Below are 19,648 nucleotides of genomic sequence, written 5' to 3'. Positions count from 1 at the left end.
GTGCAGCCATTTAAAAAATATTTTTTGCATGAAAGAATTACCGATATATTTAGATTATTGCGCAACGACACCCTGTGATCCAAGAGTTTTGGAGAGGATGCTGCCTTATTTTACTGACTATTTCGGCAATGCTGCTAGTAAAGACCACCATTACGGATGGATGGCAAAAGATGCGGTCGAATTAGCAAGAGAACAAGTAGCTGATCTAATTGGTTCAAAACCAAATCAAGTGATATTTACTTCCGGTGCTACGGAATCTGTTAATTTGGCATTAAAAGGACTGATGGAAGGAACTAACCGAAAGCGCAGCCATATCATAACAACAAAAGTCGAGCATGAGGCCGTGTTAGATTCGTGTAGGTACCTCGAGCAGCAAGGAAATACGATTACATATCTCGACGTTGATAAAGAGGGGGGGCTTTCGCTTGAAGCATTGGAACACGCCATTACGCCCGAAACGCTTGCCATTTCAATTATGTACGCAAACAATGAAACAGGCGTGGTTAATCCGGTAAAAGAAATAGGCGCTATTGCACGGAAACATCAAGTTAAGTTCGTATGTGACGCTACACAAGCCGTAGGGAAAATCCCCGTTGATGTTCAAGCGGATGAAATCGATCTGTTATGTTTTTCGGCACACAAAATATATGGACCTAAAGGAGTAGGAGCACTTTTCATTAACGAGAAATCACAAAAGCCACTTGTTTTTAAGCAACAGCACGGAGGATCTCAGGAACGGGGTCATCGCGGTGGCACATTGAATATACCAGGCATCGTTGGCTTTGGTCAGGCTGCAGCTATATGTAAAGAGGAGATGAATGACGAGGGAGCTCGCCTACAATCGCTTCGAAATCGTTTTGAGGAATCACTCCTGGAAAAGGTAGCAGGCTCCACTGTCAATGGAAGAATAAACAGGTTACCTCATATAAGCAATATACGGTTCCCCGGGGTGGATGCAGAAAGATTATTACTGAAAGTTTCCAAATATTTAGCTCTAAGTCGTGGCAGCGCCTGTTCGGGGCTAATGCAGAAAGAATCGCATGTGTTAAAGGCGATGGGTTTAAGTAGGGAAGAAGCCGGCCAAGCGATTCGCATAAGTTTGGGTAGGTTTACAAAAATGGAAGACGTGGTATATGCTATTAACGTATTAACCGATGCTGTAGAAGAAGCATTATCGGGAAATGGATTAAGCGTATTAAAACCGCTAACTTTATAAATTTCATGAAAGAAATAAGGCAAATCTTAAGAGCATATGATATAGCTTGTCAAAAGGGACAGCGTGTAGCCTTGGCGACGGTTGTACACGTCGACGGATCCTCTTACAGAGGGCCAGGTGCGAGGATGCTGGTGAGTGAAGATGGCACCCTTACCGGCGCCATTAGTGGCGGTTGCTTAGAAGGAGACGCTCTACGAAAGGCGCTTATGGCTATTGCGGAACAAAGACCGCTATTGGCAACCTATGATACGAGCGACGACGAGGATGCTATTTTTGGTATGGGGCTAGGCTGTAATGGTATTATCCGCATATTGATTGAACCTATCAATACAAATGATGATGCGAACCCAATTGAACTTCTGAGAAAAGCCGCAGACACGCGAGAACCAAGCGTGATCGTTACTTTTTTCTCCTTAGACGACAAATGGAATCCCTTACAAGGAACATATTTGCTGATGAAAAACAATAAGATGGTTGTTAAGTCCGGCGCACTACCCCTATCAATTGATATTTTCTTACATGATATCAATAAAACACTTGAACATAAGCATACGTATCTTGTAAAATACAACATTTCGACGACGTCTTCAAACCACAAAGAACTCACGGCAATTTTTGAATATTTAGCTCCCGATATTTCCTTAGTGATCGCGGGGGCGGGAAATGATGTTTTTCCGTTAATAGACATGGCTGAAGTGTTAGGTTGGCAGATTACATTAATCGACGGCCGACCGGCTTATGCAACAGCATCACGTTTTCCATCCTGTCATCTAATTGTTGCTGATGCCGATAAGGCATTGCATGAGGTTTTATTAGATGACAGGACAGCTGTCGTCTTAATGACTCATAACTATCAATATGACAAAAGCTTGCTAAACTCCTTACTATCAGAAAACAGAGTACCCTATATCGGCATGCTGGGTCCAAAAAAGAAAAAGCACAGCATGTTAACGGAATTACGTGAAGCCGGTGCCCATTGGCAAGAAGAGGCTTTAATTCATTTGTATAGCCCTATGGGGTTGAATATAGGCGCAGAAACACCGGAGGAGATAGCGCTGTCTGTAATTGCCGAAATAAAAGCTATTTTTGCTAGGAGAGATGGCGGGTCTTTACGGGATTATCCCGGAAAAATCCATAACCGAAACGATGAGATTGTCATATCGGATAACAAGCAATTTATAGGATAGTAATCAAAGGTGAAAAATATACAGAATGGAATTATTTTATTAGCGGCCGGTTCCTCTCAACGCATTGGTAGGCCGAAACAACTGCTATCTTATCGTGGGAGTACTTTGGTTCGCCGGAGTGTTCAGATTGCTGAAGCAACGAATCCTGCTGCATTAGTCGTCGTGTTGGGTGCAGCTGCAGATCTCGTAAAAGACGAAATACGAGGACAAAAGATTAACCTTGTTTATAATCCCGATTTTAAAAACGGAATTGCCTCCTCCATCCGGTGTGGAGTTGATTATCTCTTAAAACATTATGCGACAATCGAGAACATAATTATTATGGTATGTGATCAGCCTTATGTAAGCAAGAAACATATAAACAGACTGATGGAAGGGCAGCGAAAAACAGATGCAAAAATAGTTGCGAGCTCATACGCGGATCAACTGGGCGTGCCTGCTCTGTTCAATAAAACATTGTTCAAAGAGCTGACTCTCTTAACAGGAGATATAGGAGCAAAAAAACTCATCCAAAAACACAGAGCAGAAGCAATAGCCATTCCGCTGTCGTACGGTGAAATAGATGTGGATACAGAAGAGGCTTACACACGTCTAATTGCCTCAACGATTGAAAAAAAGCAATTAAAACAGCGAAAAAAATGATAGTTGATAGATACAATAGGGTACATGATTATTTGCGGATATCGTTAACTGATAGATGCAACCTGCGCTGCTTTTACTGTATGCCCGAAGAGAGTTACGACTTTGCGCCGATGAAACATTTAATGTCCGCAACCGAGTTAGAAATCATAGCTGGTCATTTTGTCCGATTAGGTGTAAATAAAATTCGACTTACGGGAGGAGAGCCGATGGTTAGAAGTGATTTTGGCGACATCATTTTGCGACTGGCGAAGCTGCCTGTAAGCTTGCATATTACAACCAATGCCCTTCTATTAGATCGTTATTTTGATGTTTTACGAAAGGCGCGTATTGGCACACTTAATATTAGCTTGGACACCCTATCAGCCGAAAAGTTCAAAAGGTTAACCCGAAGAGATAAATTCGATTTAACTATGCGAAATATTCATATGGCGCTACAACAGGGTTTTCAGGTGAAAATCAATATGGTGGTGATGAGGGATTTTAATGAAGATGAAATATTGGATTTTGTGGCATGGACAAAGGAGGAAAGTTTGGATGTACGATTTATTGAATTTATGCCTTTTGAAGGTAATAAATGGACAAGTAATCAAGTATTCAGCCTCAAAGAAATCGTAAGTCTCGTTGAATCAAAACACAAAATTCAAGTGATTGAAGGATCATTACACGACACGGCCAAACATTATAAGGTCAGTGGGCATAAGGGGCGGTTTTCAGTTATTAGTACAATGAGTGCGCCGTTTTGTGAAGGGTGTAATCGCTTACGATTAACCGCCGATGGAAAAATGAAGAATTGTTTATTCTCAAAAAATGAGAGTGATTTATTGAGCGCCCTGAGAGATGGTTTACCGCTCGAACCGTTAATTTTACAAAACATATCAACAAAAGCAGAAAAATTAGGCGGACAATTTAGCGTAGATTTCAGCAAGCTTAAGCAGGAGAGCCTCAAAAATAGAAGCATGATTAGTATCGGAGGCTAATAGACAAATAAATACAGATATATGGATCGATTGATTAGCGTTGAGGAAGCAAAAAACATAATTAATGAGCAGCAAATTAAGAAGAAAATTCTTCGTGTGCCTGTTCAAGACGCCTTGGCAAAAGTCTTGGCAACTGATTTATATGCTCCGATTGATATTCCTGCATTTCATCAATCTTCGATGGATGGCTACGCTTTTTCCTTTAAGTATTGGAAACAAGAACAATCACTTTCTGTAACCCATGAGATTCCTGCAGGAAGTAAGGGGCCGCTTCGGGTACCGGAAACCAATGCGGCACGTATTTTTACCGGTGCTGCACTTCCTTTAGGCGTAGATACGGTTGTCAAGCAAGAATTAATTGAACTAAAAGATAATCAGATTGTAATCAAAGATCCGTCTATTTCCTTAGGCGATAACGTGAGATTAAAAGGCTCGGAAATCAAAGAGGGAGAGCAAGCTCTGGCCGCCGGTACCGTGCTTGGCCCGGCTACCATTGGCTTTTTATGTGGAATTGGTCTGTCCGAGGTTGATATATTCGCGTCACCTTCCGTCGCTGTTATTGTTACAGGCGATGAACTTAAACAGCCGGGTACGCCCCTTGCTCATGGTGAAGTATATGAGGCATCTTCTGCTATGTTATCAGCTGCCTTGCTGCAAATGGGAATAAACAGAGTTAAAACATATTATGCGAAAGATAACTTAGATGACACAATTATCCAGCTACAAAACGCATTGGCATTTGCAGACGTGGTAATTCTTACAGGTGGTGTAAGCGTTGGAGATTACGATTTTGTGGTAAGGGCAGCTGAAGCATGTGAAGTAGAAAAGCTTTTTCATAAGATTAAACAGCGCCCCGGAAAGCCGTTATTTTTCGGAAGGAAGTCAGAACAAATGGTCTTTGGACTGCCCGGAAATCCCTCATCTGTTTTAACCTGTTTTTACGAGTACGTTTGGCCGGCGCTACGCTCCTTTGGAGGACACGAAAAGCAATTGAAGACATTAAAGGTACCCTTACGAATATCGTATACAAAAAATAATCACTTAACACACTTCTTGAAAGGATATTACGATAATGATAAAGTCACCATACTCCATGCGCAGGAATCTTATAGGCTACGCTCGTTCGCTATGGCCAATTGCCTTGTTGTACTGAATGAGGAAATGAAAACCTATTTAGAAGACGAGTTGGTTGAAATACATTTAATTCCCACTTATGGATAATTTATTGGTATTTTACATAGTACTGTTTGCAGTTGCTTTTTTATATTCTTCCGTCGGACACGGCGGAGCTAGTGGCTACCTTGCCCTTATGGCTTTGTTCGGGATTACGCCTGCCGTAATGAAACCAACCGCCCTCATGCTTAATCTCTTCGTAGCACTTACTTCATTCACATATTATTATAAGGGAAAATATTTTAATAGTAGATTATTCTGGCCGCTCGCATTAGCTTCTATACCAATGGCTTTCGTGGGAGGAAGTATGGTGGTTCATGCCGATCTTTATAAAAAGCTATTAGGTATATTTCTACTCATCCCGATCATTCGTTTTTTATTTTTTAAAGATATAGAAGTAGATGAAACAAAAAAGCCGGCTATAGGTTGGTTGCTCTTGATTGGAGGAAGTATAGGTTTCTTGTCGGGATTGCTGGGAATAGGAGGTGGGGTCATACTCTCACCCATCTTATTATTGCTAGCCTGGACAAATCAAAAACAAACGGCGGCCATCAGTGCCTTATTTATTTTTGTAAATTCGTTATCAGGTTTGTTCGGTCAAATAACAAAGGGTATAACGTTTAGCCCGGATATGGTCAGTTATGTGCTTGTTGCCTTTACAGGAGGATTATTTGGCTCCTATTTTGGTGCCTTGCGTTTTCAACAATCAGCAATCAAGTTATTACTGGCCTTAGTTCTGATGGTCGCGTCCTTCAAATTATTTTTACCTAATTTGATATAAAATGTCTATTTCAATATTATTCTTTGGTCAATTAACCGATATTACAGGTTGTTCGCAATTGAAAATGGATCATGTCGAAGACACAGATCAACTGAACGCCGTTTTAACGGACCAATATCCTTTGCTTGCACAGACCAAGTATGTAATTGCAATCAACAAGAAAATCATTAGAACGAAAGTAGCACTATCCCAAGAAGTAGAAGTAGCTTTACTTCCACCGTTCTCGGGAGGGTAAAAGGTGAGAAAATGGAAAAAGACATAATCGAGCGTTATCACCGACAAATTATTTTAAACGAGTTTGGCGTTGCAGGACAGAAGAAACTTTTGCAATCGTCAGTACTTATGATCGGAGCTGGCGGACTGGGATGTCCTGCTTTACTTTATTTAACTGCCGCAGGTCTTGGGAGAATTGGTATCGTAGACGATGGATTAATTGAGTTGAGTAACCTCCATAGGCAAATATTATACGGAACGCAAGATATTGGGAAGAAGAAAGTTGATTGCGCTAAAAGTGTGCTTCTACAGGTAAACCCGGGAGTTGAGATTGATTTATTCGACGAAAGGATCACCTCTGTGAATGCGCTGGATATTATAGCAGATTATGACATTGTAATTGACGGTACCGATAACTTTGAAACTCGCTATATGATCAATGACGCCTGCGCTATTCTGGAAAAACCACTGATTTACGGAGCTGTATCTAAATACGAGGGTCAAGTCGCTATTTTTGCAAATGGTATAAATTACCGTGATATCTTCCCCTCTCCTCCGCGAAATGGCGAGATTATGAACTGTAGTGAAGCTGGCGTTTTAAACATATTACCCGGCATTATTGGCAATTTTCAAGCAAATGAGTGTATTAAGCTGGTAACCGGAATCGGTGAGCCACTTATAGGAAAACTTTTAACCTATAACGCGCTAAATAACCAAAGTTATACGATAGAAATTGACAGCACTGAGTTGAGCAGTCAATTAAAACCAAAAAGCCAAGAAGATTTTAGAAAAATTGACTACGGATATTTGTGTTCTGCGCCAATTGCAAGCGTAGAAGAAATCAATTCCGATCAATTGGCTGCATTATACATGAACGACCAAGTAGATATTGTAGATGTGCGCGAGATTTCCGAGAAACCAAAAATCACTAAATACAATCATCTAAGAATCCCGTTGTCTACTTTAAAGGACCAGGTCAAATTGATTCAAAAAGATACTGTTGTGTTTGTCTGTCAGAGCGGAAAGCGCAGCTTATTTGCTGCCGAACAGTATAAAGAAATCGTAGAGGTGCAGCAGAAGAGAGTTTATAGTTTAAAAGGAGGGGTAAGCTCATTGGCATGTCCGGTTTAATCTCGTGATGTTACCTAATAAAAAAGCTTATTGAAAAAAACAGAGAAGTAAAATGGTTGATATTACTTATAAATTTAACACATTACGACAAGCGGTTGCTATCGCTACTGTACAAGTATCATCAGAAGAGACAATACATGCCATTCGTAATAAGGCCGTTCCGAAAGGAGACATTTTCGAATTTTCAAGGGCGTCCGGCCTATTAGCTATCAAGAAAACAGCTGATTTGGTTCCCGATTGCCATCCCGTTCCCATTGAATATGCACATATCAGTTTTGAAATAGTAGAGCTATCGATCGTTATTCGAGTGGAAGTACACACAATTTACAAAACAGGGGTTGAAGTGGAAGCCATGCATGGTGCGATGAACGTTGCTCTTACCATATATGATATGCTAAAACCGATCGATAAGGCAATAGAGATAAGAGGCGTCAGGCTAGAGAGTAAAAAAGGAGGAAAATCGAACCTTCGGGAAGCCGTACCGATACCGTTTAAATGCGCCGTTGTAGTCTGCTCGGATAGCATTGCACAAGGTGTAAAAGAAGATCGTTCGGGAAAAATCATAGCAAGTAAGCTGAAAAAATATGATATTCAGATTAGCGAATACACCATTATCCCCGACGAGAAAGATATTATCCGGGAAAAGGCAAATTATTTTAAAGAAAATGGTTATCAACTAGTGCTCTATACCGGAGGTACGGGCCTTTCACCACGTGATGTAACCCCTGACGCCCTACGGCCCTTATTAGATCAAGAGATCCCCGGAATTATGGAAGCCGCCCGCGCATATGGGCAACAGCGCACGCCTTTGTCAATGCTATCGCGAGGCGTCGCAGGTTTTATCGGAGAAATGCTGGTCATTACGTTGCCAGGCTCCACAAGAGGGGTTGAGGAAAGTATAGATGCGTTGTTCCCAGCTATTTTACACGTTTTTAAAATAAAAAAAGGATTTAACCATGGATAACCCAATCAATCCAATTGATCCGTCATGGGACGTTGTTTTTTGACATATAATTCGTCAACCAAAACAATAATAACCACTAACAACGGGGTGGCCAATATAATTCCCAAACCTCCCGTTAGCGTTCCGAACAATACTTGGCTGATTATTATGAGCGCGGGAGGAATCTTTATCATTACATTTTGGATCATTGGAGTAACAACGTTGCTTTCTATTGCTTGAATGACCACATAAAGCAGGGCGATTAATAGCGCGGTATTGGCACTTACGGTAAATCCGATCAAAACGGCAGGAATCATAGCGATTAAAGGCCCAAAATTTGGAATAAAATTCAGAAAACCAGCTAGAAAAGCCAAGGCGAGTCCCATAGGAACACCGATAAGGGACAATCCGATAAAGGATAACGAGGCGATGAAAAACATCGCAATTAGCATCCCCTTTAACCATCCTTTCAATGTGAAGTCCAGCCTTCGGATTACATCCCTTGCTTGCTTTTTATTTCCGGGGGGGATCAGTTTTATAATTCCTTCACGATATAGTTTAGGGTTAACCGTAAAGAAAATCCCGATAAAAAGAATGATATACATATCGCCCACCACTCCAAAACTCGTTCGAAACACATCCTGAAAAGATTTCATCATCTTTTCGCCATTTCCGTCAGACAGATAAAAAAGTAATTTCCTGCCTATGTCAGAACGGCCTAAACGTTCCCTTACATCCCTCAAAATTTCTGGTATATCCTGTGTCATTTCACCTACCTGCATAGAAATTTTCGCTCCAAGAAACCAAAGCAGAACACCCACCAACGCAAGCGTTATAAAGATGCCTGTTAACAGACACCATCCATGACTAAGTTTAATTTTTCTTTCTAAAAGGTTGGCCAGCCCATGAAAATATATTGCCATCAGTGACCCGGCAAAAACCATAAGCAAGACATTAAACGCAGCCTTTAAGATAAAAATAACAATAACCAGGAGAGAGATGATGCCAACAGTTATCCACAACTTTCTTATATAATGCTTTAAATCATTTTTTTCGGTCTCCCGGGAGTTATTTTCCGACATTATCTTCTCTATTATTTCTTTTAAACTGCAGTATTTGCTAAACGATGATGGTTTATCAGTGCTTTGGTAATCGTTTTACCAATTTGTTCGATTGTCTGACTAATAATGGCGTCAGGTGTTCCCGTAAACAATTCTCGACAGTTCATCACTTTCTTTCCAAGAACAATACTGTAAAACATGGTTCCAACAGGCTTTTCAGCACTTTCGCTACCTCCGGCACTTGGCAATCCGGTTACCGCCACTAACACGTCAGCATCTATTAAATTTTTCAGCCGAACGGCCATTTCTTGTGTTACCTCTTTTGATTCGGGGGAATACTGATCTACCAAGCTTTTAGATACACCTAGGAGTTTTTCTTTAAGCTTCGCATCATAACAAACTATGCCACCTTTTAGGAAGCTCCCTGCCTCTGGCAGTTTCGCGAAGGTTGACGTCAAACTACCCCCGGTAGCGCTTTCAGCAAAAGCGATAGTCAAACGGTTGTCTTTAAGTAATTTAGCGCATTGCTCAATGGCTACTGAATCTGTTTCTATCATAATTATATCATTACTATAGAAATAACCATCCTAATTTTATTTTGTTCTGTAGCCTGTTAAAGATTACTTCGTTCTTTGGGGCAATAATCCCTGATGTTTATCTTGCGCACTATCAACTTGATCAGAAACGATAAATTGGCGTAATTCACCTTTCTCCCAAGCATTAGCCATCGGATCTACCGTTGGGAAAGGAATTTCACTTCGTTGTTTTTTTCTTTCTCTAGATGAAACGCCCAATCTGTGATCCCTATCTTGTAGTAGATCATTTTTTAATTGTCCATCGCGTGTAAATCCCATCATAAGCATGGGACTGCCTATGGGTAAGGTATGTTGCTGATCGGTATGCCATGTATGTATGGTCTTACCGTAAGTGGAAATTAATTTTTCCATGAGTTCCTTTTCCACTGCTTCCGGAATGCCAGGTGCAACCAGCGTACCTGATTTGACTTCGTAATGATGCGAGTGCCATAGTTTTTTTTCTTCCTTAGGCAAGATATTAAACAGTTTTTCAGTGACTATATATTCAATACCCATTATTTTCGAGTCTTTCGAATTGCCATCAAAAATAATTGCTTGATAGAAATCTTCATTTAATTGGCTAACATAATGATGCGCTTCCATTTGAGCATTCATATTACCATTGTAAAAGTGAAAGCCGTTTAGATAGACGTTAAATGCACTTAAAGGAGCTTTATTCTGTAGTATATCAGCACCCGTGTTTAATGCTTTGTCTTTGATTGTTTTATCTTTTCCCTGCTCATTCACATATGTTTGCGTGTTATTTCCTCCACAAGCAAAAATAAAAACAACGGAAACGATGGGCACTAGTGTTCTCATAGAGTCGATATTAGTTAGTTTCATTATGTTCCAATTAAGATGCCATGTTTTTGAGGATACGCTTTCTAAGGAAGATATTAAGTAAACCATTTACTAAAGCAGTACCACTCCATTCCAATTGTTATCTAAGATGTAAGACACTCTATTATGTATTTTAGTACACTATTAAAATGAAGCCAAAAAAAAATCAATGTTAATATGTTTGAAGAATATAGTTGAAAATGCCGTTTTGAACACCTTATCCATTTATTTTTAAGAATGTATTTTTTTTAGGCAATTAGGTAGAGATATTGTATAGGAATGTTAAGTAATTTAAACAATAAACGATTTACTTCAGCATTATGAACAACATACAAGAATTGAGCAACGAAAACTCTACACTATCTATTTTTTTCCATACTATGATCAGCGAAATATATTGGTCGGAAAAACATCTCGGAAATGTGCTACACACAATGAAAAGCACGGCAACGACCGATGAACTTAAGAAGGCTTTCGATATGCATATGAGCGAGACGCATGAACAATTGAGACGAATAGAGCAAATATTTGATCAGTTAGGAAAACCAATCAATGAAAGAAGCAGTCTCGGTATGCAGGGATTATTTGATGAAGGCTGGCGAGTTATTGACGAAACAGAGGAAGGATCTTTCCAGCGAGATGTAGCCTTGGTAATTGCAGCGCAAAAGGTTGAGCACTATGAAATTGCCTGCTATGGCAGTCTTATCAATCTGGCAACATTACTCGGATACAATTCGATAGTAGGGTTGCTTAAACAAAGTTTAGAAGAAGAAAAAGCGACAGACGCTAAATTGACTAAACTGGCGGAAGAACAGCTGAATAAAGCCGCTAAGCGTGAATTGTCAGATGAGCCAACACCGATAAGTGTAAGCGGCCGAAAGAAATCGTCAAAAGCGCCGCTGAAAGAAGAACGGGAGACTAATGTTGCAAAACAGGGAGTTAAAGGGACTAAATCACCTACGGGGACAAGCAAAGGGAGTAAAGCTAATAAAACTGATAAAATGGACGGGGAATCAAAGATTAAGAAATAAACAAAGGTTGAGTTATGGAATTTACAATAAAAGAACCTGTTACCGACACTGTGGTACGTTTGAGTGCTGAACCTGAGGACTATAACGGACAACAGGGCTGGCGGATTCTTTATCCGGATAAAGAATCGTTTGTGATTGTAAAGGAGGGTGAGGATTGGAAAGTTGTCGATGAAGAGGATTTTAATCCGGAAATATTGTCGGTAATCGTTAATGGTCTTCGAGAAAGGGCGAACAATCCAAATAGTGATGTTGTATTCTGATAGAATTAGCTCCATCTTATAATAAACGAAGGCTGGTTTTTAAATATACCAGGGAACTCAATAGTAAGCAAAAGCAATTATGTAAGAATGAAAGATATAATTTTTATTCATGGCATGTTCTTAACTGCCAAAAGTTGGAAACCGTGGGAAAAATTCTTCGGAGCGCGTGGTTATAATTGCCGTTCGCTTTTTTGGCCTTTACATGAGGACGAACCTGCTATTCTTAGGAGCAATCCACCTGCTAATCTTGGCGATCTACATTTAGACGAGGTGGTAGCGAGTATGACGCATGAAATTTTGAAGCATGACAAGCCAGTCGTTATCGGTCATTCAGTTGGCGGTTTAATAGCCCAGTTACTTGCCAATAAAGACTTAGTTAGCCTTGCTGTAACCATTAGTTCCGTTGCACCGAATGCTATGCTTAAATTCGATTGGAACTTTATTAAAAACAGTGCGCTGATAACAAATCCGCTAAAGGGCAATAAGCCTTTTGTGATGGACGAAACTTCTTTCCATCAATTTTTTGCCAACACATTAGATAAAAGCACTTCCGACATAGCTTGGGAGGACTACGCTGTTTATGATAGTCGTAATATTTTACGCGATTGTATGGGACCGGTAGGCCAAGTCGATTTAAATAAACCACATATCCCATTACTTTTTATAATAGGGGAAGAAGACAAAATTATCCCCGTGGCTTTAGCGCAAAAAAATGCAAGGGCTTATACAGATAGTGAGAGCATTGTCAATTTTAAATCTTTTCCCCAACGAAGCCATTTCATCTGTGGAGAACCAGGATGGGAAGAGGTGGCGGATTATGTATATACCTGGATTAAAGGCCAGCAAACCGAACCCTCTGTAAAATTAATATAGCATAGCTTATAGCTATCATTCTCAACCTACGGTACTGCGGCACCCTTAAACAGTTCTTGTGATGTGGCGCGACTATCTGATGCTTGAGACCACTAGAGAAGAAAGGGATATGAAAAGAAGATATAGGAAAAATTTCAGTGATAAAGTCATCGTCATAACCGGCGCGTCTAGTGGATCAGGTAAAGCAATGGCAGAACAGTTCGCTCTAGCAGGAGCAACCTTGGTATTAGCGGCTAGAAACATAGAAGCACTAGAAGAGCTGGCATCCGATTGCCGATCTCTTGGAGCTGAGGTTCTCGTCCAGCAAACCGATGTCTCCAAGCCTTTAGAAGTTATTCGCTTGGCTGATATGGCAGCCTCTTTTAAAAAAAGAATTGATATATGGATTAACAATGCCGGTGTTCTGGCGGTAGGTAATTTCGAAGATATGCCTATAGAAGTACATGATCAACTTATTCAGACTAACCTAATGGGTTATTTACATGGTGCGTATACAGTAATACCCTATTTTAAGAAGCAGGGCAGAGGAACGCTCATTAATAATATCTCGGTTGGCGGCTTTTTACCAGTACCTTATGGCGTAAGTTATTCCGCCAGTAAGTTTGGTATTAGAGGCTTCTCAGATGCATTAAAGGCGGAATTAAGGAAATGGCCTCATATTCATATTTGCGATGTATATCCTGCTTTTCTTGATACACCGGGTATGTCGCATGCGGCCAACTATACCGGAAAAGTGATTCAACCGATGCCTCCTGTACATGACCCTGTCAGATTTGCAAAAAGTATATTGAAATTAGCTGATAATCCTGCAAGCTTTAACTGGGTTCATCTGTCTGCCGCCGCGCTTTCTCTTGCTTACCGGCTTTTCCCAAAGCTAACTTCGTACTTTTCTTATAGGATAATTTCATCATACCTGAAACGCGCAGATTTATCGGTGAAAACTGATGGTAATGTTTTTCTTCCGCTCGCCTATAATGTAGGTATAATAGGTGGGTGGCGATACGCTACGAAAGAGAAGATCAGACCTACTTTAGCGAAAGGTGCCTTAGGAATCCTCGGATTAACGGCTCTGTTGTTAGTAGCACCGCTATTATCTAGGAAGGTAAAAGGAATTGCAAGAAAACGTCAACTGTCTGAATAAATCATCTCTATTAGCTGCTTTTATTTTCTTGAACTGTCCCTTTGAGCAGTGCTATCGGTGTTCATTGGATACATTTTTTCACTTAAAGTTGAATCTGAAGGCTGCTGCTTTTCAATCGTGTCCGGATCGAACTGTTCTTCTACATCATCAGGTGATTGACTGTCACAGCCACAACCATTTATAAAAAAGACAACGAAGAAAATAAAAAAGAGCAATTTGGAGCTTTTCATAGTGTTTTTTTAATAGATAGATCAATTTTTATTCCATTTGACTTAAATATACGCTTTCGATGATAGTCTTTTGATTGCAGCCGGTATTTATCCCAAATTTCTATTTTTAGCGAGTCGGTCCAACAACATTTATATTTGGCGAGGCAGTCTTTTCATTTGGACCGATTTTTTCGGTGTACTAAAATTTGTATACCGCTGTAACTCTTTTTAACATAAATAAATTCATATCCTGAAAATCTGTGCATTTTTTAAGCAGTCAATATTAGGCATGAGCAAAATTGGTCGATGGCAGGAATATTGTACCCGATGGTATACGACTCACATATAGATGTAACATGATACCAAACAAGAATAACAAAATAAATATCGATATCAATGGAGCAGGTAAAATAGAGACCGTAGATGTATTACGGCAAGGAGATGTTTTCGTTATTAACAGGGGGGGAGGTGAGCAGTTGTCGATTATTAGCAATGGTGAAGGCACATGGCGTTTAGTCAATGGAGTGGCCGATCAACAAAGCGTCGATAACATTGGAAAGGCCTTAATTTCCCATTTCGGCCTAAACAAAGTACTAAACACGGAGAGATTTAAATAAGCGATCACTTTTTTCACAAAATAGCTGAAGTCGTTTTTTGTTATTTTCATATTGTTTGGTCACTAATACCAAAGGGTAATCTATTCTTTCTCATACAAAGACACCATTAGTAAAGCAAAGAAAAAGCGTATAGAAATTTGGTCTAATTTTGCTATCAGGTAATATTAGCTTATGCGCAAATGAAGCTAAGGTGTTTTTTTTGTTCTTCGTTTCAGTATGGCAACCAGCTGCTCATGCCAATTGATAATATTTCCAATTACAAAATATTCACGTAGGTTATTTTTTATACTCGTTCGCATAATACGTTTGACAATGTCTTTTTCAACTTCGCCAACCTCTTTCACGCGACCTAAGAACTCAAGTGCAACCAAGGCAAGTAGCGCCCCGATTAAAAAAAGAAAATTCCATTCATGTAAAGAAAGGAGTTTAACCAGCTTGCTATAATAGGGGCTACTCAACTGGGCGGTCACCAAAATTTTTATATCGGTAAAATAGTCTGCCAAAAAGCCACCGATTAATGGTGCAAGCGATGAAAAAACGGCCGTGACAATATTCTTTACCGATAAATAAACAATAGCGTCGCCCTTTGGCGCTAATTTTAAGCCAACATTCGTTAATGATAAGTTAATACCTGCCGTAGCGATCCCACTCAAAATATATATGATTACCAATAGCGCGAGGTTGGCATATAAATGTGAATAAATCCCTACGAAACACCATCCAATAATACAGGCGATATAGAGTGGTGCACTTAATCTAATAATACTTTTATTGCTATATCGATCAGAAAATATGCCCCATATACGTAGTGTCAATATACTGAATAGTTGACTTATAATTCCCAAAACAATAATATACGACAGCGGTAAGCCTAAGCTTTTTATTAAAAAAACAGTGAAGAATGGCGTAGCGATGTTTAATGCAAATACCCAAGCTGAGTTGAAAACAAGTAATCGCCTGAAGTTGTCGTCTTTTAACGGAAGTGTGAACAAAGAAAAAATATTGGCACTCGTCAAGTAAGACTGAGGTTCCGGTGCTCTAGACAATAAATATCCTCCTAAAATCCCTATGCCACCTGCAATTATAAAAAAGGTTGCATACGTATATAATTCGTATTGCGGATAACGATTTTTTACAAAATCGAGTAAAAGCGCCAATATTATGCTTAAAATAACATTTACTGTTTGCGTATACCTGCTGCGTTTAGAAAAATAACTTCCCAGCATATTCTCAGGAACCATATCTTTCATCCACGAGTTCCAACTGGGCCCTGCGATAGAGCCAAAAAAATAATAGAAAAAAAGAAAGAAGATCAATATATTTACCGAAATGTCTGTTGTCCACCATACGGTAAGACCTATAAGAACCAAGGGTGTCCTTGCTAAAAAAGCACAGAAAACGGCTACAGCCCTTCGATTATTATATTTACGCACAAGCCATATTGATATGAGCTGGGAGAGATTGGTAATCATGGGTAATGCGGCAAGCAAACCGATCTGAACATTATTAGCACCTATCAAAATCGCTAAGGCAACTAAAAACGCTCCGCTTGTAAAAGAGGTCATGATTTCAGCAGCGAGTCCGTCCCATATAACCATATTAAGTCCATGGCGAATTTCCTCTTCTGTTAATACTTCTTTAGGCGTTAGCTTCATGAGAGTACAGATTTTTTGAATATTAGTCCAACTATTATTCCTAAAAGTCTCATGAGTAAAGATTCTCCGGTATGCTATAATTTTTTTCTTTTAAGATAACCAAGGCATAATGATACGAAGCAAATTCAACGGAAGACAGATTTAGTTATTGTATGTGTTAAACAAAACAGATACTATAACGTTCTTATTGCGAACATAGATCCTGTCAAAAAAACATGAAACCCGGCGACAACCACCATAAAAATAATTATAGAATCGATCACGATGAGCATAATCTTGCCTTGTTGACTCAACAAAAACAACTCACAGAAGAGAAGTATTTTTTCCTTCTCGACAATATTAATCAAGGCTTCTGTATTATAGAGCTAATCTGGAACGACCGGGAAGTCCCTATCGATTATCGGTTTATACAGGTAAATAAAGCATTCGAACGACAAACGGGCATTAAGAACGCCGTTGGTCGTACAATGAAAGAAATAGAACCATCACATGAGGAGCACTGGTTTCAAATTTATGGGGAAATAGCGAAAAGCCGCAAAGCGCGACATTTTGAAGCGCAAGCCGAGCTTCTTATCGGCGGTTGGTATGAAGTGGACGCCTTTCCGATGGAACATGATACCAATAAAGTAGCTATATTATTTAACGACATTTCAGAAAGAAAAAGAGCAGAAAAACTTACAAAAGAATTTACATTACAATTAGAACGAGAGGTTAAGGAACAGACAGCAGCCTTAAAAGAAAGTCAAGATCTTTTGCGGGCAACATTGAACAGTTCAAAAAATATAACGCAAGTATTGCAGGCCATTCGAGATGAAGAGGGCATGATTGTCGACTTTCGATACGTCTTTTCAAATAAGTTGGGGGAGCGAATTTTTGGGCATATTGCCGGCACGAACATATCGTCGTATGCTAATCACCTCGATCTGTTCGATCGTTATTCACGGATAGTTGAAACCGGCAAGGATAGTACATTTGAACAACCTCTTTCTATAAATGGAACACTGAGGTGGTATGATATGACGCTAATTAAGCTAAATGACGGTTTAGTGGTAAAAGGCTTGGATATTACCGAAAGAAAAGAAGCCGAAATTAATCTGAGAAAAAGCAACCAGTTACTCCAATCCATTTTTGACACAAGTTTAATTGGCATGTCTGTGTTGGAGGCGATACGCGATGACAGCGGCCGCGTAACCGATTTCCGCATAAAGATCGTCAGTAAAGAACTTGAACGGGAAACTAAGCGCTCAGACTTGGAAGGGAAGCTTTACTTACAAGAATATCCCGGAATAAAAAAGGTGGGTATTTTTGACATGATGCTCCGTGTAATCGAAAGTGGTAAGCCGGAGCAGATGGAATATCTATATACATACGATGGCTTTCATAAGTGGTTCTCTTGTATGTTTGTTAAAATGGACGATAGCTTGGTGGCCACTAATCTTGATATAACCGAACGGAAGATCGCTGAAGAAAAGATAAAGGAGGACGATGCGCTTTTACGAGGTATCGCTGAAGCTGCACCTGATATGGTATATGTAATTGACATCCGTTCGATGCAGATGGTATATGGGAACAATAAACTAGCTAAACTTCTCAATAGGTCATTGAACGACATCAAAGAAATGGGCGCCGAGCTTTTCGATCGAATAATTTACGCGGACGACCGCGCAAAATTTGATAATAACATTGATGCGCTCAGGCAAACAACGAAGGACGACGAAATAAAAGAGCTTGTATATCGACTAGTAGATGGTTATGGCAGATTGCATTGGATTCAGACACGGAGAACGGTATTTAAACGAGATAGTGATGGCCGACCAACTCATATCATAGGTATCTCGCTGGATATTACCGAGCAGGTATATTTACAAAAGAAGAACCTTCAATTAAGGCTGGAACGAAATGAACTGGAAAAGAAACAGCAACGGGAGATTTTTATGGCAACGCTGAATGCTCAGGAGGAAGAGAGGCGGCGGATCGCCGAAAACTTACATAACGGTTTAGGACAGTTATTGTACAGTGTAAAGCTTAACTTGGAGCAATTGAATCCTAAATTGGAAAATGATCCTGCAATTCATTTCAACTCACTAAAACAAGCTGAACGGCTGTTAACGGAAGCTATTAGAGAAAGCAGGAGGATATCACACGAGCTAATGCCTGCTATTTTAGAGGACTTTGGTTTGCAAGCCGCTATCGAAGATATATGTGAGCAGTTCAATAAGACTATCGATTTTAACTGCCAATTTCAGGGGCTGGATAGAAAGCTTGACAAACATATCGAAATAGCCGTATATCGAATGGTTCAACAGCTCATCATCAATATTATTAAACATGCGCGAGCTACTCGAGCATCTATTTTAATAACACTTAATGGCGACATAATCTCCATTTCTATTGAAGATAATGGCGCGGGTTTCCGAGAAGTATCTCCAAAACGCGGAATAGGCCTAGGCACAATCCAAAACAAAGTCAAATTATTAAATGGTACTGTTGACATAAAGTCAACGAAAGGAAACGGAACAAAGATTCATATCCACTTTCCTTATAAGAAAGGAAAAAGTTGAAAAGAATCCTTAATTAAGTTACATAAAGAAAAAATAAGCAATAGCAAGCGCTACTATTGCAACAATGATCGCCCAATGGATCGTAAAACCTACTTTTTTATCATCCTTTTCCTCAAGTGCTGCTTTCGGTGGCCCAGGATTTTCTTCATGTTTTCCGTAATCGGTTTCCATCTTCGTTTTCGAACTATTTGCTTTGTCTTCTGTCATGTCTTCTATGCTATTGCTACATTAAGGTAACAGCCCAAACGCCCTAGTGTTTTTATAGAATGGAAAAAAATGGAACGGTTTTTAACATGTCCTAAATCAAGAATTTCGTGTATGTAATATTATAATTTCTTCCTTCGTCGCAATTTAAACACCGACACCGGCATATTGAATCAGTTTTTGGCAAGGCTATTGGGCGTTCTAATATATGAGGCAACGCAGGAATAAGATGTGGGTGGCATTCGCACTAGTTATTGCGGCCGCCATGTTGTTTCGTTTCGCAATTGCCATTGTACACAATGACTTTAGCGTGGTAATAATCATATGCGGTGCTACTTTATTTTTAGGATCACTTGTG

The 19,648-nt window shown here is 39.8% G+C and carries 21 protein-coding genes; 15 read left to right on the top strand and 6 right to left on the bottom strand.

Annotated features, from left to right (window positions below):
• The first annotated feature begins 28 nt into the window (after positions 1–28).
• The 9 genes from ACH11B_RS20000 to moaCB are packed head-to-tail and all read left to right on the top strand — an operon-like array spanning position 29 to position 8,284.
• Positions 29–1,216 (top strand): cysteine desulfurase family protein, encoded by a 1,188-nt coding sequence (locus ACH11B_RS20000; protein WP_130855943.1) that lies wholly within the window; start codon positions 29–31, stop codon positions 1,214–1,216.
• Positions 1,217–1,221: 5 nt separating this feature from the next.
• A complete protein-coding gene (locus ACH11B_RS19995; RefSeq protein ID WP_130855944.1) occupies positions 1,222–2,403 on the top strand; it encodes an XdhC family protein in 1,182 nt (393 codons plus the stop codon).
• A 9-nt stretch (positions 2,404–2,412) separates the two neighbouring features.
• Positions 2,413–3,045: an NTP transferase domain-containing protein gene (locus ACH11B_RS19990; protein WP_377608856.1), complete on the top strand. Its 633-nt coding sequence runs from the start codon at positions 2,413–2,415 to the stop codon at positions 3,043–3,045.
• Positions 3,042–4,022, top strand: coding sequence for a GTP 3',8-cyclase MoaA (moaA, locus tag ACH11B_RS19985; protein ID WP_377608858.1), 981 nt, complete (start codon positions 3,042–3,044; stop codon positions 4,020–4,022). Before ACH11B_RS19990 ends, moaA begins: the two co-directional genes overlap by 4 nt.
• 21 nt (positions 4,023–4,043) lie before the next feature.
• Positions 4,044–5,243 carry a molybdopterin molybdotransferase MoeA gene (locus tag ACH11B_RS19980; RefSeq protein WP_377608860.1) on the top strand — a complete coding sequence of 400 codons (1,200 nt, stop codon included), beginning with the start codon at positions 4,044–4,046 and terminating at the stop codon, positions 5,241–5,243.
• On the top strand, positions 5,236–5,976 hold the full coding sequence (locus tag ACH11B_RS19975) for a sulfite exporter TauE/SafE family protein (RefSeq protein WP_013666989.1): 741 nt from the start codon (positions 5,236–5,238) through the stop codon (positions 5,974–5,976). Before ACH11B_RS19980 ends, ACH11B_RS19975 begins: the two co-directional genes overlap by 8 nt.
• A 1-nt stretch (position 5,977) precedes the next feature.
• Entirely contained in the window at positions 5,978–6,211 is a 234-nt protein-coding gene (locus tag ACH11B_RS19970; protein WP_377608862.1) for a MoaD/ThiS family protein, read from the top strand.
• 11 nt (positions 6,212–6,222) lie between these two features.
• Positions 6,223–7,320 carry a ThiF family adenylyltransferase gene (locus tag ACH11B_RS19965; RefSeq protein WP_377608865.1) on the top strand — a complete coding sequence of 366 codons (1,098 nt, stop codon included), beginning with the start codon at positions 6,223–6,225 and terminating at the stop codon, positions 7,318–7,320.
• A gap of 52 nt (positions 7,321–7,372) precedes the next feature.
• On the top strand, positions 7,373–8,284 hold the full coding sequence (gene moaCB, locus ACH11B_RS19960; protein ID WP_377608867.1) for a bifunctional molybdenum cofactor biosynthesis protein MoaC/MoaB: 912 nt from the start codon (positions 7,373–7,375) through the stop codon (positions 8,282–8,284).
• A gap of 5 nt (positions 8,285–8,289) precedes the next feature.
• Here moaCB and ACH11B_RS19955 read toward each other — a convergent pair whose 3' ends face one another.
• The 3 genes from ACH11B_RS19955 to ACH11B_RS19945 all read right to left on the bottom strand — a co-directional run bounded on the left by ACH11B_RS19955 (position 8,290) and on the right by ACH11B_RS19945 (position 10,718).
• A complete protein-coding gene (locus ACH11B_RS19955) occupies positions 8,290–9,345 on the bottom strand; it encodes an AI-2E family transporter (protein WP_377608869.1) in 1,056 nt (351 codons plus the stop codon).
• Between the two features lie 20 nt (positions 9,346–9,365).
• Positions 9,366–9,881, bottom strand: a complete 516-nt coding sequence (locus ACH11B_RS19950) for a CinA family protein (RefSeq protein ID WP_377608871.1) — start codon at positions 9,879–9,881, stop codon at positions 9,366–9,368.
• A gap of 63 nt (positions 9,882–9,944) precedes the next feature.
• The gene (locus ACH11B_RS19945) at positions 9,945–10,718 is read right to left on the bottom strand and encodes an OBAP family protein (RefSeq protein ID WP_377608872.1); all 774 of its coding nucleotides are present in this window, start codon (positions 10,716–10,718) and stop codon (positions 9,945–9,947) included.
• A gap of 341 nt (positions 10,719–11,059) precedes the next feature.
• On the opposite strand from ACH11B_RS19945, the gene ACH11B_RS19940 reads away from it, so the two are divergent.
• The 4 genes from ACH11B_RS19940 to ACH11B_RS19925 all read left to right on the top strand — a co-directional run bounded on the left by ACH11B_RS19940 (position 11,060) and on the right by ACH11B_RS19925 (position 14,044).
• Positions 11,060–11,770: a ferritin-like domain-containing protein gene (locus ACH11B_RS19940; RefSeq protein ID WP_377608874.1), complete on the top strand. Its 711-nt coding sequence runs from the start codon at positions 11,060–11,062 to the stop codon at positions 11,768–11,770.
• Between the two features lie 14 nt (positions 11,771–11,784).
• Entirely contained in the window at positions 11,785–12,030 is a 246-nt protein-coding gene (locus tag ACH11B_RS19935; RefSeq protein ID WP_013666981.1) for a hypothetical protein, read from the top strand.
• An 87-nt stretch (positions 12,031–12,117) separates the two neighbouring features.
• Positions 12,118–12,903: an alpha/beta hydrolase gene (locus ACH11B_RS19930; protein ID WP_377608875.1), complete on the top strand. Its 786-nt coding sequence runs from the start codon at positions 12,118–12,120 to the stop codon at positions 12,901–12,903.
• Positions 12,904–12,964: 61 nt separating this feature from the next.
• Positions 12,965–14,044, top strand: coding sequence for an SDR family oxidoreductase (locus tag ACH11B_RS19925; RefSeq protein WP_130855954.1), 1,080 nt, complete (start codon positions 12,965–12,967; stop codon positions 14,042–14,044).
• A 20-nt stretch (positions 14,045–14,064) separates the two neighbouring features.
• Here the strand turns inward: ACH11B_RS19925 and ACH11B_RS19920 are convergent, their stop codons facing one another.
• Positions 14,065–14,274, bottom strand: a complete 210-nt coding sequence (locus tag ACH11B_RS19920; RefSeq protein ID WP_377608877.1) for a hypothetical protein — start codon at positions 14,272–14,274, stop codon at positions 14,065–14,067.
• 335 nt (positions 14,275–14,609) lie between these two features.
• On the opposite strand from ACH11B_RS19920, the gene ACH11B_RS19915 reads away from it, so the two are divergent.
• Positions 14,610–14,870 (top strand): hypothetical protein, encoded by a 261-nt coding sequence (locus ACH11B_RS19915; RefSeq protein WP_130855956.1) that lies wholly within the window; start codon positions 14,610–14,612, stop codon positions 14,868–14,870.
• A gap of 185 nt (positions 14,871–15,055) precedes the next feature.
• Here ACH11B_RS19915 and ACH11B_RS19910 read toward each other — a convergent pair whose 3' ends face one another.
• The gene (locus ACH11B_RS19910; RefSeq protein WP_013666977.1) at positions 15,056–16,525 is read right to left on the bottom strand and encodes an MFS transporter; all 1,470 of its coding nucleotides are present in this window, start codon (positions 16,523–16,525) and stop codon (positions 15,056–15,058) included.
• Positions 16,526–16,740: 215 nt separating this feature from the next.
• Here ACH11B_RS19910 and ACH11B_RS19905 point away from each other — a divergent pair, with 215 nt between their 5' ends.
• Complete coding sequence (locus ACH11B_RS19905; protein WP_377608879.1) at positions 16,741–19,086, top strand: PAS domain S-box protein; 2,346 nt, start codon at positions 16,741–16,743, stop codon at positions 19,084–19,086.
• Between the two features lie 18 nt (positions 19,087–19,104).
• Here the strand turns inward: ACH11B_RS19905 and ACH11B_RS19900 are convergent, their stop codons facing one another.
• Entirely contained in the window at positions 19,105–19,293 is a 189-nt protein-coding gene (locus ACH11B_RS19900; RefSeq protein ID WP_013666975.1) for a hypothetical protein, read from the bottom strand.
• Positions 19,294–19,648: the final 355 nt, after the last annotated feature.

The sequence above is a fragment of the Olivibacter sp. EAT-5 genome (assembly GCF_044784325.1).
Classification (GTDB): domain Bacteria; phylum Bacteroidota; class Bacteroidia; order Sphingobacteriales; family Sphingobacteriaceae; genus Olivibacter; species Olivibacter oleidegradans.
Note: the sequence above shows the minus strand (reverse complement) of the source record. Positions and strands in the feature narration are given on the sequence as shown.

Excerpts from the sequence above, each read along its gene's own strand:
- ACH11B_RS19915 (WP_130855956.1), top strand. The coding sequence starts at position 14,610 with ATGATACCAAACAAGAATAACAAAATAAATATCGATATCAATGGAGCA.
- ACH11B_RS19980 (WP_377608860.1), top strand. The coding sequence starts at position 4,044 with ATGGATCGATTGATTAGCGTTGAGGAAGCAAAAAACATAATTAATGAG.
- ACH11B_RS19925 (WP_130855954.1), top strand. The coding sequence starts at position 12,965 with ATGTGGCGCGACTATCTGATGCTTGAGACCACTAGAGAAGAAAGGGAT.
- ACH11B_RS19905 (WP_377608879.1), top strand. The coding sequence starts at position 16,741 with ATGAAACCCGGCGACAACCACCATAAAAATAATTATAGAATCGATCAC.
- moaA (WP_377608858.1), top strand. The coding sequence starts at position 3,042 with ATGATAGTTGATAGATACAATAGGGTACATGATTATTTGCGGATATCG.
- ACH11B_RS19995 (WP_130855944.1), top strand. The coding sequence starts at position 1,222 with ATGAAAGAAATAAGGCAAATCTTAAGAGCATATGATATAGCTTGTCAA.
- ACH11B_RS19955 (WP_377608869.1), bottom strand. The coding sequence starts at position 9,345 with ATGTCGGAAAATAACTCCCGGGAGACCGAAAAAAATGATTTAAAGCAT.
- moaCB (WP_377608867.1), top strand. The coding sequence starts at position 7,373 with ATGGTTGATATTACTTATAAATTTAACACATTACGACAAGCGGTTGCT.
- ACH11B_RS20000 (WP_130855943.1), top strand. The coding sequence starts at position 29 with ATGAAAGAATTACCGATATATTTAGATTATTGCGCAACGACACCCTGT.
- ACH11B_RS19975 (WP_013666989.1), top strand. The coding sequence starts at position 5,236 with ATGGATAATTTATTGGTATTTTACATAGTACTGTTTGCAGTTGCTTTT.
- ACH11B_RS19965 (WP_377608865.1), top strand. The coding sequence starts at position 6,223 with ATGGAAAAAGACATAATCGAGCGTTATCACCGACAAATTATTTTAAAC.
- ACH11B_RS19930 (WP_377608875.1), top strand. The coding sequence starts at position 12,118 with ATGAAAGATATAATTTTTATTCATGGCATGTTCTTAACTGCCAAAAGT.
- ACH11B_RS19910 (WP_013666977.1), bottom strand. The coding sequence starts at position 16,525 with ATGAAGCTAACGCCTAAAGAAGTATTAACAGAAGAGGAAATTCGCCAT.
- ACH11B_RS19935 (WP_013666981.1), top strand. The coding sequence starts at position 11,785 with ATGGAATTTACAATAAAAGAACCTGTTACCGACACTGTGGTACGTTTG.
- ACH11B_RS19970 (WP_377608862.1), top strand. The coding sequence starts at position 5,978 with ATGTCTATTTCAATATTATTCTTTGGTCAATTAACCGATATTACAGGT.
- ACH11B_RS19950 (WP_377608871.1), bottom strand. The coding sequence starts at position 9,881 with ATGATAGAAACAGATTCAGTAGCCATTGAGCAATGCGCTAAATTACTT.
- ACH11B_RS19940 (WP_377608874.1), top strand. The coding sequence starts at position 11,060 with ATGAACAACATACAAGAATTGAGCAACGAAAACTCTACACTATCTATT.
- ACH11B_RS19920 (WP_377608877.1), bottom strand. The coding sequence starts at position 14,274 with ATGAAAAGCTCCAAATTGCTCTTTTTTATTTTCTTCGTTGTCTTTTTT.
- ACH11B_RS19900 (WP_013666975.1), bottom strand. The coding sequence starts at position 19,293 with ATGACAGAAGACAAAGCAAATAGTTCGAAAACGAAGATGGAAACCGAT.
- ACH11B_RS19945 (WP_377608872.1), bottom strand. The coding sequence starts at position 10,718 with ATGAGAACACTAGTGCCCATCGTTTCCGTTGTTTTTATTTTTGCTTGT.